The organism is Mesorhizobium sp. LNJC391B00, from assembly GCF_000502535.1.
GTDB lineage: Bacteria > Pseudomonadota > Alphaproteobacteria > Rhizobiales > Rhizobiaceae > Mesorhizobium.
Genome location: NZ_AYWI01000006.1, coordinates 641,690 through 655,023, shown reverse-complemented (window position 1 = coordinate 655,023; position 13,334 = coordinate 641,690). Strand labels below are relative to the sequence as shown.

Annotated in this window: 14 protein-coding genes; 10 read left to right on the top strand and 4 right to left on the bottom strand. The window is 62.7% G+C overall.

What is annotated here, in order from left to right; genetic code table 11:
* The 4 genes from X750_RS0133135 to X750_RS146640 all read left to right on the top strand — a co-directional run.
* Nucleotides 1–377, top strand: a 377-nt coding sequence (locus X750_RS0133135) for a LysM peptidoglycan-binding domain-containing protein (RefSeq protein ID WP_031243054.1), incomplete at its 5' end; no start/stop codon positions are given.
* Between the two features lie 230 nt (nt 378–607).
* A complete protein-coding gene (locus X750_RS146630) occupies nt 608–943 on the top strand; it encodes a metalloregulator ArsR/SmtB family transcription factor (RefSeq protein ID WP_023747931.1) in 336 nt (111 codons plus the stop codon).
* 25 nt (nt 944–968) lie between these two features.
* Entirely contained in the window at nt 969–2,849 is a 1,881-nt protein-coding gene (locus tag X750_RS146635) for an ABC transporter ATP-binding protein/permease (protein WP_023747930.1), read from the top strand.
* A 283-nt stretch (nt 2,850–3,132) separates the two neighbouring features.
* A complete protein-coding gene (locus tag X750_RS146640; RefSeq protein ID WP_023685667.1) occupies nt 3,133–3,468 on the top strand; it encodes an antibiotic biosynthesis monooxygenase in 336 nt (111 codons plus the stop codon).
* Here the strand turns inward: X750_RS146640 and X750_RS146645 are convergent.
* Nucleotides 3,447–4,337, bottom strand: a complete 891-nt coding sequence (locus tag X750_RS146645; RefSeq protein WP_023685668.1) for an SMP-30/gluconolactonase/LRE family protein — start codon at nt 4,335–4,337, stop codon at nt 3,447–3,449. The two genes, X750_RS146640 and X750_RS146645, sit on opposite strands and share 22 nt — an antisense overlap.
* A gap of 210 nt (nt 4,338–4,547) precedes the next feature.
* Between X750_RS146645 and X750_RS146650 the strand changes: the two genes are divergently transcribed.
* The gene (locus tag X750_RS146650; RefSeq protein WP_023747928.1) at nt 4,548–5,807 is read left to right on the top strand and encodes a DUF4375 domain-containing protein; all 1,260 of its coding nucleotides are present in this window, start codon (nt 4,548–4,550) and stop codon (nt 5,805–5,807) included.
* 11 nt (nt 5,808–5,818) lie between these two features.
* Here the strand turns inward: X750_RS146650 and X750_RS1000000163770 are convergent, their stop codons facing one another.
* Nucleotides 5,819–6,511 (bottom strand): lysozyme inhibitor LprI family protein, encoded by a 693-nt coding sequence (locus X750_RS1000000163770; protein WP_023747927.1) that lies wholly within the window; start codon nt 6,509–6,511, stop codon nt 5,819–5,821.
* Between X750_RS1000000163770 and X750_RS146655 the strand changes: the two genes are divergently transcribed.
* Together X750_RS146655 and pssA are read left to right on the top strand one after the other, a co-directional pair.
* Nucleotides 6,405–7,463, top strand: coding sequence for a phosphatidylserine decarboxylase (locus X750_RS146655; RefSeq protein ID WP_348524476.1), 1,059 nt, complete (start codon nt 6,405–6,407; stop codon nt 7,461–7,463). The two genes, X750_RS1000000163770 and X750_RS146655, sit on opposite strands and share 107 nt — an antisense overlap.
* 3 nt (nt 7,464–7,466) lie before the next feature.
* A complete protein-coding gene (gene pssA / locus X750_RS146660; protein ID WP_023672701.1) occupies nt 7,467–8,282 on the top strand; it encodes a CDP-diacylglycerol--serine O-phosphatidyltransferase in 816 nt (271 codons plus the stop codon).
* Between the two features lie 157 nt (nt 8,283–8,439).
* Here the strand turns inward: pssA and X750_RS146665 are convergent, their stop codons facing one another.
* Nucleotides 8,440–10,662: an AMP-binding protein gene (locus tag X750_RS146665; RefSeq protein WP_023747925.1), complete on the bottom strand. Its 2,223-nt coding sequence runs from the start codon at nt 10,660–10,662 to the stop codon at nt 8,440–8,442.
* A 199-nt stretch (nt 10,663–10,861) separates the two neighbouring features.
* Between X750_RS146665 and X750_RS146670 the strand changes: the two genes are divergently transcribed.
* Both X750_RS146670 and X750_RS146675 read left to right on the top strand, forming a co-directional pair.
* Complete coding sequence (locus X750_RS146670; RefSeq protein WP_023747924.1) at nt 10,862–11,350, top strand: antitoxin Xre/MbcA/ParS toxin-binding domain-containing protein; 489 nt, start codon at nt 10,862–10,864, stop codon at nt 11,348–11,350.
* Nucleotides 11,347–11,853 carry an RES domain-containing protein gene (locus X750_RS146675; RefSeq protein ID WP_023747923.1) on the top strand — a complete coding sequence of 169 codons (507 nt, stop codon included), beginning with the start codon at nt 11,347–11,349 and terminating at the stop codon, nt 11,851–11,853. Before X750_RS146670 ends, X750_RS146675 begins: the two co-directional genes overlap by 4 nt.
* A gap of 3 nt (nt 11,854–11,856) precedes the next feature.
* Here the strand turns inward: X750_RS146675 and X750_RS146680 are convergent, their stop codons facing one another.
* Nucleotides 11,857–12,267 carry a 4-oxalocrotonate tautomerase family protein gene (locus X750_RS146680; protein ID WP_023747922.1) on the bottom strand — a complete coding sequence of 137 codons (411 nt, stop codon included), beginning with the start codon at nt 12,265–12,267 and terminating at the stop codon, nt 11,857–11,859.
* Nucleotides 12,268–12,379: 112 nt separating this feature from the next.
* Between X750_RS146680 and X750_RS146685 the strand changes: the two genes are divergently transcribed.
* On the top strand, nt 12,380–13,243 hold the full coding sequence (locus X750_RS146685) for a LysR substrate-binding domain-containing protein (RefSeq protein ID WP_023693978.1): 864 nt from the start codon (nt 12,380–12,382) through the stop codon (nt 13,241–13,243).
* Nucleotides 13,244–13,334 lie beyond the last annotated feature (91 nt).

Genomic DNA, 13,334 nt, shown 5'->3' with positions numbered 1-13,334 from the left:
CTGAAGCGCCGGCTCCGGCTGCCCCGGCGGTTGCCGGGGCACCTGCGGCACCGGCAGCGCCCGCCGCTGAGGCTCCAGCCGTCGTCGCGGCGGCAACGCCCGACGTGCCCGAGACGGTGGCGCCAAAGCTCGAACATGCAGACGGCGCGGTCATCATCCGCAGACACGACACCCTGTGGCGGATCTCGCGGCGCGTCTACGGTCACGGCGTGCGCTTCTCGACCATCTATCTCGCCAACCAGGACCAGATCAGCGATCCCGACCGCATCTGGCCCGGGCAGGTGTTCAAGGTTCCGGAAAAGTCCAAGGAAGGCGAAGCCGCCGACCTCAAGGCGATGGGCGAGCAGGTGACAACGGCGCCGGTGAAGACGCAGTAGCGGCCGAGCGCTTGATCTCCCCCCTTGAGGGGGAGATGGCCGGCAGGCCAGAGGGGGTCGCCGCGCATGGAACGCCGACCTTCTCTTTGCTGCAAACGACGTTGCGTCAGGACGTACCGACCCCCTCTGTCGCCTTCGGCGACATCTCCCCCTCGAGTGGGGAGATTAGGTCGCTCTACCCATCGGGTTAGCTTGCCACGCACCCGTTCATCGTCTATCGCCGATGAACGATGGCAGACTCGCTCGCTGAACCAGACCACGCAAACTGCGCACCGCCCCAAAGCCGCGCCGTTGCCGCTCGCTTCGCAGCCCTCTCACACCCGGCGCGCATTGAGATCCTCAAACATCTCTCGGCCAGCCGCTCCTGCTGCTGCCGTGAGGTTGTCGACCATCTCGACCTCGCGCAGTCGACGGTCTCCCAGCATCTGAAGATCCTGGTCGAAGCCGGGCTGGTCCGCTTCCAATCCGACCGTCAGCGCTCGCGCTACGAAGTCGACCGCGCCGCGCTCGCCGACGTTTCCGCATCGCTGACCGCACTCGTCAATTCCTGCTGCTCCGGCCGCTGATTTCTCACCCAAAAGGCAAGACAAGGTGGCAGAAAAAACCGTTTCCGATAGCTCGACCTTCGGCACCTTGCGCAATCTGTGGCCCTATATGTGGCCGGCCGACCGCGCCGATCTCAGGGCACGCGTCACTTGGGCAACGCTGCTTCTGGTCGTTGCCAAGTTGACACTGGTTGCCGGGCCGTACTTCTTCAAATGGGCGACCGATTCTCTAGCCGGTGACGCCAAATCGCCGCCGCCGCTGCCATCCTTCCTGCTGGCGCCGGTGATGCTGGTCGTCGCCTACAATGTCGTGCGGCTGGTGCAACTCGGCTTCAACCAGCTGCGCGATGCGCTGTTTGCCCGCGTTGGCCAGTATGCGGTGCGCCAGCTTGCGTTCCGCACCTTCGTTCACATGCACCAGTTGTCGCTGCGCTTTCACCTCGAGCGCCGCACCGGCGGCCTGTCGCGCATCATCGAGCGCGGCACCAAGGGCATCGAGACGATCGTGCGCTTCATCATGCTGAACACGGCGCCGACCATCCTCGAATTCGCGCTGACCACCGGCATCTTCGCCTACACTTATGGCTGGAAATATGTGGTCGTGGTGGCGGCCACGGTGTGGCTCTACGTCTGGTTCACGGTGCGCGCCAGCGACTGGCGCATCTCGATCCGCCGCGACATGAACGACAGCGACACCGACGCCAACACCAAGGCGATCGACTCGCTGCTCAACTACGAGACCGTCAAATACTTCAACAACGAGGGTATGGAGGCTGAGCGCTTCGACCGTTCGATGGCGCGCTATGAAATGGCGGCGACCAGGATATGGACCTCGCTCGGCTGGCTGAATTTCGGCCAGGGCATCATCTTCGGTCTCGGCACCGTCATCGTCATGTGCATGTCGGCGCTGGAGGTGCAGGCCGGCACGCAGACGGTCGGCGATTTCGTCTTCATCAACGCCATGCTGATGCAGCTTTCGGTGCCGCTCAATTTCATCGGCTTCATCTACCGCGAAATCCGCCAGGGGCTGACCGACATCGAGCAGATGTTCGACCTGCTCGATGTGCCGCAGGAAATCACCGACAAGCCGGATGCCAAGCCGCTCACTGTTACAGCCGGCAAGGTCGAGTTCCGCGACGTGCACTTCGCCTACGACCCCAGCCGCAAGATTCTGAAGGGCGTCTCCTTCGAAGTTCCGGCCGGCAAGACGGTGGCCATCGTGGGCCCGTCCGGCGCCGGCAAGTCGACGATTTCGCGGCTCTTGTTCCGCTTCTACGACGTCCAGGGCGGTCAGGTGCTGATCGACGGCCAGGATGTCCGTGATGTGACGCAGGCGAGCCTGCGCGGCGCCATCGGCATGGTGCCGCAGGACACCGTGCTGTTCAACGACACCGTCGCCTACAACATCCGTTACGGCCGCATCGGCGCCAGCGAGGAAGACATGCAGAAAGCCGCCGAGCTTGCCCAGATCGGCCCGTTCATCGAACGACTGCCCGAAGGCTACCGCTCGATGGTCGGCGAGCGCGGGCTAAAACTGTCGGGCGGCGAAAAGCAGCGCGTGGCGATTGCCCGCACGATTTTGAAGGCGCCGCCGATCCTGATGCTCGACGAGGCGACCTCGGCGCTGGATAGCCACACCGAGCAGGAGATCCAGGCCGCCCTCGACCTGGTCAGCAAGGGCCGCACCACCATCGTCATTGCCCACCGCCTGTCGACGGTGATCACCGCCGACGAGATCATCGTACTCAAGGACGGCGAGATCGCCGAACGCGGCACCCATGCCGAGCTGATGCGCCAACATGGCCTCTACGCCTCGATGTGGGATCGCCAGCGCGAGGCGACGGAAGCCGAAGAGCGTCTGCGCATTGCACGCGAGAGCGATGAGCTGGGGGTGGTCGTCCGCAGAAGGACGTCGGAGGTGAACTAGGGGCGGAGCGCTATCTCCCCCCTTGAGGGGGAGATGTCGCCGAAGGCGACAGAGGGGGTCGCAGCGCGTGGAGCGCTAACCTTCATCGGTCGCAAGGGGGGCGCATCCAGTCGAACCGACCCCCTCTGGCCTGCCGGCCATCTCCCCCTCAAGGGGGGAGATATGCAGCGTCGTCGCCATCATCACCACCGAAAGTTTCCCCTTGACCTCAACCTAAGTTGAGATCGCAAACCCGTTCCTGAGCCACCGAACCCAAGTCGTTCAAGAACGGAGACAGATTCAAATGGATAAACTTGCCGAGGCAGCCGTGTTCAGGGTCGACAAATTCGTCGTTCCTGCCGAGGCCCGTGAAGAAATCCTTCGCAAGGTCAGGGCGACTCATGAATTGCTGCGTCTGCAGCAAGGCTTCGTCCAGGATTTCGTGCTCGAGCAATTTTCGGGCCCGGGCGAGTTCAACCTGGTCACCATTGTCGAATGGGAAAACCAGGCGGCCGTCGACAATGTCGTGCCGATCGTCAAGGCAGCCCATGAGCGGGCGGGCTTCAACCCGCAGGAGACCATTGCCCGGCTGGGTGTGAAGGCCGATATCGCCAACTATCAGCGTCTACCCGAGATGTAAGACGGCCAGCCGACGCCATGTGCGGGCGCTTCGACGCTCAGCACCTGGCCAGTGCGGGCATCGCTGATCATGTTCTCGAAACCACGCCATTCGGCGGCGACGATGAACAGTGTCGTGCCATCCGGCCCGCCCAGCATGCAGGCAAAGCAGCCGCGATCGGCATCGACTGTCTGCAACACCTCGCCACCTTCGCGCACCCGCACGCAGCGCTTGTTGGGAACATCCGCGTACCAGGCAGCCCCTTCGGCATCGAGGCAGATGCCGTCGGGAAAGCCATCGAGATCGGCCCAGACCCGGCGGTTGGAAAGCCCGCCATCCTCCGCGATATCGAAGGCGGTCAGCCGGTTGGCATGCGACTCCGCCACGATCAGTGTCCTGTTGTCCGGCGTCACCGCCATGCCGTTGGCGAAAGCGATGTTCTCGGCCACTTGTCGAACCGAGCCGTCCGGCGTGATCAGCACGATGGTGCCGGGCCCGAAATGCTCGCCCGGTGCAGGCGCCGACCCGCCGCCATTGACATAGATGTTGCCGCGCCCGTCGACGACGATCTCGTTCCACGGGCTCTTTGACAGTTCTCTCAAATCGGCATGGGTGGCGAGCGTCCCGTCCGCGTCCTGCCGCAGCAACAGCCCTTCGCGCCCCGAAATGACCAGCAGCCGCCCGTCCGGCAGCCAGTCGATCGAATAGGGTAGTATCGCAGGCACCGTGAGCATCACCTCGCTCTTGCCGCCCACACCCACCGCGACGATCTCGCCGGTGCCCCAATTACAGACCCAAAGTCGTCCCTCGTGCCAGCGCGGCGACTCCCCGAAAGCGAGGCCTTCTGTAATGACCTTGGCGTTCAAGGCGACTGATTTCGAGGATGGCATTGCGGATCCCTTGGTTTGTCGCCTCGCCGCAATTCGGCATTGTCGCGAAGCGCTTTCCTGCCAAGGACGTGTGAATCTGTGGCGCCCCGACATGACCGACAATTTTGGCAAACCATCGTGCGGATGCCTCTGGATCAGAGTGCCTTTAATCCTTGAGGGCAGCGGAAATAACCCGTTCGCGCAAGTTTTGCGACCAAGAGAGTATTTTCGATGTTCGGTTTCTTTTCCCGCAAATCCAAGAAAACGCCCGAGAAGTCGGCATCAGATTCTGGAAAGCAGTTGGAATTCGGCCTGCCGTTGCCAGTCGTCGTACTGCGTTCGAACGTCGAGGATCCTGATGAAAAGCCGTTTTTTCTCGTCTTCGCTGTCATGCAATTCGTCACAGCGATGGTTTCCAAAGGACTCTATCGTTATCCCGAAATCGACACCAAGGCGATGCAGGTCCTTCATGCCGACTCGTACTCTTCGGAGGTAAAGAACGGCGGCCATAGTCAATTCATCCACAATGCCGGGCAGGAAATCGGCGCCATGATTGCCAACGCACGAGCTGGACTCACTGCTTGTGGCGCAAAGGGCCAGCTTGCGACTTTGGAAAAGATGTCCAGCTGGATTGCAGACCATCCCAACGAAGCCGCCCGGCAGACGGGCTTCGAGGGCGGGCGGGATGATTTTCTCGATACACTTGATCATGCGTTCTACGTTGCGGATGAGGCCGCGCCCATGGAAAACCTTTTGGCGCGCTGGATCGCGTCATGGCCTGATCTGCAAGTTGTCGATAGTGACGATTACGACGACGTCATACACCGGCTGGTGATGGCCAATCCGAAGCGCGAAGGCAGGCTTCTTCATAAGTCCGTTGGCAACTTGGCAGGCCAGATGATCTTGAGCTGGCGCGATGTCGGGGCCGGCCTTGCCTGCGCCAAGATCGCGCCGCCCGAGATCAAAATCGCGTTCGGCATGGCAAGGATGCTGAACATAGAAGGAGAGAAACAGCTGGTTTTTCAACTTCAGACCAGCGCGAAGAAGACCCGACTATGCAGTGCGACGGAGACACACGTCACAGTCTACGAGTACATCGCTCCAGAAGAGTTGCTTGTCATACCGCCAGGCGAGAGCCCGCTAGCGGCTAACGCCCCGAAAGTTGGCGCCAAGCTTGGCATTGCTGAAGAGCCCGAGATCACAGCGGTCATTGAGTTGGCGGAACAATACCATGCTCCCGCCGCCGTCGACCTCCTGCTCCGCAAGGCAGGCTTCGACCCGACGGATGCCATCGTTTCTGCGAATTCGGTGGTGCAGAAGGAGGAAGGAGCAATCGTGAATTGGGTGGTGCTGGCATCAGGCCAAGTCTTCATTTTCCAATCGTTGCGGAACGGCGGTGTGCTCTTGCGCGGTAAGGATGATGAAAGCCTCGCTGAGGCCGCTATGGCCGAGCTCAATGCCCACTTTGATCGCTCCGCTGCGGCGGGTTAGCGACAGCAAGCCTACTTTTTCTCAGTCAGGAAGAACGTGCCATCGGCATGGCCGTTGGCACCGCATGACAGGGGCTCCGATCTGCCATCCTTGCCGGCGCCGCTCTGCTCGACGACAAGCGCATCGCCGTCGCGTCGGAAGGTAAAGACAAAACCGGTTGGGTTGTCGTTGTCGACGGCACGGTCGACCAGCCGCAGAGTGTTGCGCTCCTCGACCGTGCCGTCGATCTCGCATGACCCACTTTCCGAGACTGGATTGGAAACGACATCTTCCGAGATTTCGACCTTGCCTCCGCCAACAGCCTTGATGTCGACGCTGCCGCGCACGCTGCTCCATGTGCCGATCAAACCTGCATCGGGGGGCTTGCGTATGCCGGACAGGAAGGTTGCGGGGTCGCGCAGGAATTCGCCGAGATCGAAAGTCTGTTGGTCCTTGGGCGAACTTTCGTTGAAGCCGGCGATCTGGTCGCGATACGCGATGAAATCGCTTTGGTCGTCCCGCAGCGCCTTGCCGGCATGAGCATCGAGCCTCTTCAGCAGCGCGGTATAATTCTTCGCGACGTCGGCATCGGCTTGCGCCAGGACCGGATCGGCGCAAATGGCCTTTTCCGCCACGCTGGCGGCCTTGGCGCAGTCGAAGGATGGCTTGCCTTGCGCAACTGCGTGGTCGCTCGCTGCCACAAGTACGGTCAAAACGGCACCCACGGCTGACGATCGTATGGCAACAAGATACGTTTTGCCTGAATTTGGCGCCATGGCAGTCGGCCTTTTCGCCGCACGTTCAGCCGGCGTTGGCTCGAATTCTGGCGGCAAAGCAGCCGACAGGCAAGCACGTCACCGTTCCTGCCGGCTGCGGACGATGCGGCCTTGCCCAATGTTGCGTTGCGGCAACGGAGCCTTTCCGGTATTGAGGCCGGACCTGAAACAGGGACCGCCCCCATCCCATGAGCCCCATCCGATGAGCCTTGTCGATTCGATCAAGAATGCCTTCGTTCCGATCCATCGCGAGGGCTATCCGTTCATTGCCGCCTTTGGTGCGGGCACGCTGTTCCTCGGCTATTTCTCCTCGGTGCTGTTCTGGATCGGCCTGATCCTGACCGCCTGGTGCGTCTATTTCTTCCGTGACCCCGGGCGTGTCACCCCGGTCGATGACAGGCTGGTGGTCAGTCCCGCCGACGGCGTCATCTCGGCGGTCGGCCCGGCCGTGCCGCCGCGCGAGCTTGGCCTCGGCAACACCGAGATGACCCGCATCTCAGTGTTCATGAACGTCTTTTCCTGCCATGTGAACCGCGCTCCGGTGCGCGGCCGCATCATCAAAATCGAGCACCGGCCGGGCAAGTTCCTCAATGCCGAACTCGACAAGGCAAGCTCGGAGAACGAGCGCAACGGGCTGGTCATAGACAGTCCCAACGGCATCGTTGTCGCCGTGCAGATCGCCGGCCTGGTGGCACGCCGCATCGTCTGCTGGGCCGAGACCGGCGGTTCGATCGCCATCGGCGAACGCTTCGGCTTGATCCGCTTCGGCTCGCGCGTCGATGTCTTCCTGCCTTCGACCGCGGTGCCGCGCGTCGCCGTCGGCCAGACGGCGGTCGGAGGTGAAACTGTGCTCGCCGAATTCGGCGGCATCGCCGCAACCCCGCTCGTCAGGATCTCGTAAGCGGTGGGCGCGCCGTTTAAAAAGTTCGAGGCACATGGCAGCGGCGGCCCTCGCATCCGCGAAATTCCGATGCGCATGGTGCTGCCCAATCTGGTGACCGTGCTTGCCATCTGCGCCGGCCTGTCCGGCATCCGCTTCGGCTTCGAGGGCCGTTTCGAGCCGGCCGTGGTGATGGTGCTGCTCGCAGCCTTCCTGGACGGCATAGACGGGCGCCTGGCGCGCATGTTGAAGGCGACATCCAAATTCGGCGCGCAGATGGATTCGCTGGCCGACATCGTCAATTTCGGCGTCGCACCAGCACTGGTGCTCTACGCCTTCCTGCTCGACCGCGCCGGCTCATTCGGCTGGATCGCAGCCCTTCTGTTCACCATCGCCTGTGGCCTGCGGCTCGCCCGCTTCAACGTGCTCGACGAAGATCATGACCGGCCGATCTGGCAGAGCGAATACTTCGTCGGCGTGCCGGCGCCGGCTGGCGCCGTGCTGGTTATGCTGCCGCTCTATCTGTCGTTCCTGCGGCTCGGTCTCGAGCCCGACCGCCTGACGGCCTTCGTCGCCACCGGCTTCACCGTCCTGGTCGCTTTCCTGCTGGTCAGCCGGCTGCCGGTCTATTCCGGCAAAAGCCTGAAAGTGCCGGGCGACAAGGTGCTGCCGATCATCCTGGCGGTCGTGCTCTACGTGCTGCTGTTGATGACCTATCCCTGGTACACGCTGACTGCCTCTGTCGCGGGCTATCTCATCTTCCTGCCTTTCAGCGTGCGGGCGTATTCGAAGCGCGCCAAGCGCGAGGGCGAAAAAGTGCCGCCTTCGGATATCGGGTAGTTGTTATCTCCCCCCAGGGGGAGATGTCGCCGAAGGCGACAGAGGGGGTCGGTACGCCCCGGACGCGACCTCGTTTGAGCGAAGAGGACGTCGGCGCTTCACGCGAGGTGACCCCCTCTGGCCTGCCGGCGATCTCCCCCTCGAGGAGGGAGATAAGCTAAGCCGCCAGGCCCAACCCCAGCTTCTCGATCGCCAGGTTCTGCGTCGAGACATAATCCGTCTTGCCGGAACCCAGCACCGGGATCTCCTCGACCTTGACGATGTCGTTGGGCACCATCAGCTCGGCCGCCCCTGCTTTCTTGCCGAAGGCGCGCAGTTCTTCCGGATCGGCGTCGTCGGCGGTGGTGACCAGCACGATGCGCTCGCCGCGCCTCTTGTCCGGCACCGCCACCGCGGCGTGGCGCTCTTCCGGCCACAGCGACTGCACCAGCATCTCGACGGCACCCAACGACACCATCTCGCCAGCGATCTTGGCGAAGCGTTTTGCCCGGCCGCGAATGGTGATGAAGCCTTCGCGGTCTACCGAGACGATGTCGCCGGTGTCGTGCCAGCCGTCCAGCGGCTGCAATTCGCCGGGCCGGTCAGCGGTCATGTAGCCCATCATCAAATTCGGCCCGTCGAGCCACAGGCGGCCGGCACCCTCGATACCCTGGACCGGTTCGAGCTTCATGCGCATCGCCGGCAACAACCGTCCGACCGTGCCGTCGCGACCATGGATGGCGGTGTTGACGGCGACGACCGGAGCGGCCTCCGTCAGCCCGAACCCCTCGATGATCGAGGCATCGAAGCGCTCACGATAAACGCGCCGCGTCTCCGGCTTCACCGCTTCCGCGCCGGCGACGACGAAGCGCAGGCTGGAGAAATCGCCATCCTTGGCCGTGCGGGCATAGTTGGCAAGGAAAGTGTCGGTGCCGAACATGATGGTCGGCTTCACCTTGCGGGCGATCTCCGGGATGATCTTGTAGTGCAGCGGTGACGGGTAGAGGAACAGTTTCACCCCGGTCACCAGCGGCAGGATGGTGCCGCCGGTCAGGCCGAAAGAGTGAAAAACCGGCAGTACGTTGAGCAGGATGTCGGAGGGCGAAATGGTAATGCGCGCCTCAGCCTGCATGGCGTTGGCGTGGAGATTGCGATGCGACAGCACCACGGCCTTGGGCGTGCCTTCCGAGCCTGAGGTGAACAGGATTGCGGCGGGCTTGGCCGCAGCCTGCCGCTGCAGCGGGAACCGCCAGAGCACCGCTGCTGCGAGCCTTTCCAGTGTGGTGACGCTTGCGCGCACATCCTCCAGCCACAGCATCTTGGCGCCGCCGGCCTCGACCGCGGCGATGATGTCGGCAAGCGCCGCCTTCTCGACGAACGCGCGCGAGGAAACCACTGTTCGGATGACTGCCGTGCGCACCGCGGCGGTTACGCTGGCCGGCCCTGCCGTGTAGTTGATCATCGCCGCTACCCGGCCGGCCGAGAGCAGGCCGACGAAGGACAGCACCACGCCATTGGCGTTGGGCAGCAAAACCCCGACCGCTTCGCCGGGCGCCGCCACCGCCTCGAAACGGCGGCCGAGCACGCGCGCGCCGATGAACATTTTTCGATAGCTGAGCGAGCCGCTGATCACATCCTCGATGATCGGGTGCGAGGCGCCGGTGCGATCCGCGGCATCGCGCATGGCCAGGAACAGGCCGCGATCGAGGTTGCTGCCATAAAGCCGCGCCTCGGCGATGCGGTCGAACAACGCATTTGTGTTGGAAGCCTGGTCGGGGTTGCGCGCCACCAGTTCGGCAATCGTCATTGGTTCCAGCACGCTGATCGAGAGTTTTGGGAACCAGTGGCGCGGCGCCCGGTTCTTTGGCGTCAAGGAAACCGGCAGGTCGCGCGCGCCGGTGACGAAGATCGGCACGATGCGGGCGTCGGCCTGCATGGCGATGCGGGTGACGGCGCGGAACAGGCGAAACGTCTTCACATCGGGCTCGACGTCATCGGGCAGATAGACGGCAAGCCGGCCTTTACCCTTCAGCACCCTGACCAGCCGCCGGCTGACGAAGAGATGCTCGGCGTTGAAGGCGATGGTGCGGCCAAGCTCGCGCCAAGGCTCCATCCAGGGCGAGCGCGCCGAGGCCTCGTCGAGAATGTGCAGCGTGTCGTCGGGCAGCAGCGACAGCATCAGCGCCGGCTCGAAGCGCGACTGGTGCGAGACCACATAGATCACCGGCGTCGGCGCGTTGCGGGCAATGCGGATGCGCCGGTCCTCCATCCGGTAGGTAAGCTTGAACGGCACATAGAGCAGCGCCTGGGTGAAGCGCAGGTCCAGGCGAAAGGTCTCGATCGCGCCAATCAGCAGCCAGGCCACCACGAGGCCTGCAAGCAGCGCCAGTGCCAGGATCATGCCGCGTCTCTCCCAACGGTCCGGTATGCGGCTCTTCGTCCGCTTGGAGAGCAGAGGGTAGCGCAATGGGGGGCAAGGTCAATGCGCGGGTGCGAGGGAGCGGTGTTCCACCTGACCTCACCAGGCAATGATCCAAACGCAGACCTTGAAATATTGCGACACGTGTCGTAAATAAAGCGACACGTGACGGAGAGGTAATATGGCCAGTTCCCCGGTGGGTTTTGCCGAGGCACCGCATATGGAGCCGGAGTTCGAACGGATGGTCGACCTGTTTGGTGGACGGAAGGTTCTTGGATTCTCGGTAGCCAGTCCTCTTGAGGCACATGAAATGATCCTGCATGGAATTCCGGGCCAGGCGCTCGAAAGCCTCGTCAGGCATCTGATGGTCATTGATCCCGCCGATGCGTTTGAGACCGCGTTCGGCATGAGCGAGCGGACATTTCAGCGGCGCAAAGCGGATCACTCCAAGACCCTCAGTCGGGAGCAAGGTTCCAGAACCTGGAACTTCGCCAAGCTCCTGACAAAGGCCACGTCCGTGCTCGGGACTCAGGAAGAAGCGGAAAAATGGATGATCGAGCCTGCCATGGGTTTGGACAATCGCCGGCCGATCGATCTGCTGGCCACGGCGGCGGGCACTGCGCTTGTGCAGGAGTTTCTTGAGCGGCTCGACTATGGTGTCTACGCGTGACGCCTTTGCCGGGCTCCCTCGGAACAGGGCAGGTTTTGGGCTGGAGGCTTGATCATAGACGCTTCAAGGCGAGCTGGGACAGTGGCGAAGGAGCCTTCAAGCTTGGGGGAAGGTGGAACAGCAAAGGGATCAGAGCCGTATATGCGTCCATCGACCCGTCGACCGCCATCTTGGAGGTGGCGGTCCACAAGGGGTTTCGCACGCTGGATGCTGTCCCTCACGTGCTGACGGCATTCGACATCGTCGATCCATCAGAGATTTATGTGGTCCAAACCGACGATATTCCGAACGCGAACTGGCTGCGTCCCGGCATCCCAGGCGCGGGACAGCAGCAGTTCGGCGATGGTCTGCTGGCAAAGCATCCGTTCTTTCTGATCCCCAGCGCGGTATCCCAGCACAGCTGGAACCTGGTGTTCGATCCCAATCGGGCGGCAGGCCTTTATAGCTTGCATCTCCGGGAGGATTTCGTGCTTGATACAAGGCTTCATCCTCCCGCTGGGTAGCAATCAGGCCGTGGCCTTCAGCCGCCCACTGATGAACCGGAACTCCTGCGACTTGCCGCCATAACCGTAAGCAGCGGCCGGGACTTCATGCACGAAGGCATAGCTTTCCTCGTGCACACCACCCAGCAACTTACCAAAGGCCTCAAAGATCGCCTTCAGATAAGCCTCCAGTTCCAGCTTGGTGTTGGTGCCGTCGACCACCTTGATGTCGAGCCAGAAGGTGTTGGCGCCATGCTCCGCCAGCGATTTGCCGCCGGCGAACCAATGCTGCGGGTCGACATAGGTGACGGCGACGGCGGTAATCGTCGGGTCCTTGCGCAGATGGGTTGCCGTCAGCTCGGTGATTTCCTTGGCGATTGTGGCGGACAGCTTGGCGTCGGGGTTGCCGGTGACGCTGATGTTGATGATGGGCATTTTTCTCTCCTTCGTTTGAGCGGCGTCTGTTTGCCGTTGGAGAGACAATGCCATCATCTTTGAATCAAAAAAATCGAATTGTTTCGAACAAAAGGTTCTGTATTATCGAAGCATGCAAGCTCTCGATCCCGATCTGCTCAAAACCTTCCTTGCCTTTGTCGATGGCGGCTCGCTGGCTCAGGCTGCGTCTGCTGTCGGCCGCTCGCCCTCGGCGGTGACCGCGCAGATGCAGCGTCTGGAGGAGATCGTCGGCGAACCGCTGCTGGTGGCGCAGGGGCGCGGGCGCGGGCTGACGCCGGCCGGCGAGGATCTTGTCGGTCATGCCCGCCGCATTCTTGCCGTGCACAGCGAGGCCTGGCTGGCGCTCAAGGGCGCGCGTGCCGCTGGTCGCGTCGCCATCGGCACGACACAGGATTTCGCCGATAGCGGCCTGCCGGAGCTGCTGCGCGCCTTCGCGACCAGCCATCCGCGCGTCAGGGTCGAACTCCGCGTTGGCCGTTCGGCCGAGCTTGGCGAGGCGCTGCAGGCCGGGCAGCTCGATCTGGCCGTTGTCATGCGCAAGACGCCGGCCAATGACGAAGTCGGGCTGTTCAGTGAGCCGATGCTGTGGCTGTGCTCGCAAAAAGGGCTTGCCGTGCGGGAAGAGGAATTGCCGCTGGCGCTGCTCGACCCCTATTGCGGCTTTCGCGAAGCAGCACTCGCGGCCCTCGATGCTGCCGGCCGCCGCTACCGCATTGCCGCCGGCAGCGCCAGCCTTGCCGGCTTGCGCACGGCGGTCAATGCCGGCATCGCGCTGACCTTGCGCACCGCCCGCTTTGCCCATTCAGGCATTGCCGAAGCACCGCGCGAATTCGCCCTGCCGCCGGTGCCGACAGCGCAATTCGCGATAAAACTCGGCCAGGGCGCCGAGCGGCCGGCGCGCGATCTTGCCATCCTGCTCAGCGACAACCTCGCCTTGCCCGGCTTTGCCGGCTGATGTCCAAAGAAAAAGCCGACCTTTACGGTCGGCTTTGAGGAGGACGGGTCGAGGGGTTTGGGGGGACTTGGGGGGTGACCCGTCGCACATA

Coding starts and splice junctions, on each gene's coding strand:
- X750_RS146650 (WP_023747928.1), top strand. CDS start 4,548: ATGTTCGGTTTCTTTTCCCGCAAATCCAAGAAAACGCCCGAGAAGTCG.
- X750_RS146655 (WP_348524476.1), top strand. CDS start 6,405: ATGGCCTTTTCCGCCACGCTGGCGGCCTTGGCGCAGTCGAAGGATGGC.
- X750_RS146665 (WP_023747925.1), bottom strand. CDS start 10,662: ATGATCCTGGCACTGGCGCTGCTTGCAGGCCTCGTGGTGGCCTGGCTG.
- X750_RS146640 (WP_023685667.1), top strand. CDS start 3,133: ATGGATAAACTTGCCGAGGCAGCCGTGTTCAGGGTCGACAAATTCGTC.
- X750_RS146680 (WP_023747922.1), bottom strand. CDS start 12,267: ATGCCCATCATCAACATCAGCGTCACCGGCAACCCCGACGCCAAGCTG.
- X750_RS146685 (WP_023693978.1), top strand. CDS start 12,380: ATGCAAGCTCTCGATCCCGATCTGCTCAAAACCTTCCTTGCCTTTGTC.
- X750_RS146630 (WP_023747931.1), top strand. CDS start 608: ATGGCAGACTCGCTCGCTGAACCAGACCACGCAAACTGCGCACCGCCC.
- X750_RS146670 (WP_023747924.1), top strand. CDS start 10,862: ATGGCCAGTTCCCCGGTGGGTTTTGCCGAGGCACCGCATATGGAGCCG.
- X750_RS146645 (WP_023685668.1), bottom strand. CDS start 4,337: ATGCCATCCTCGAAATCAGTCGCCTTGAACGCCAAGGTCATTACAGAA.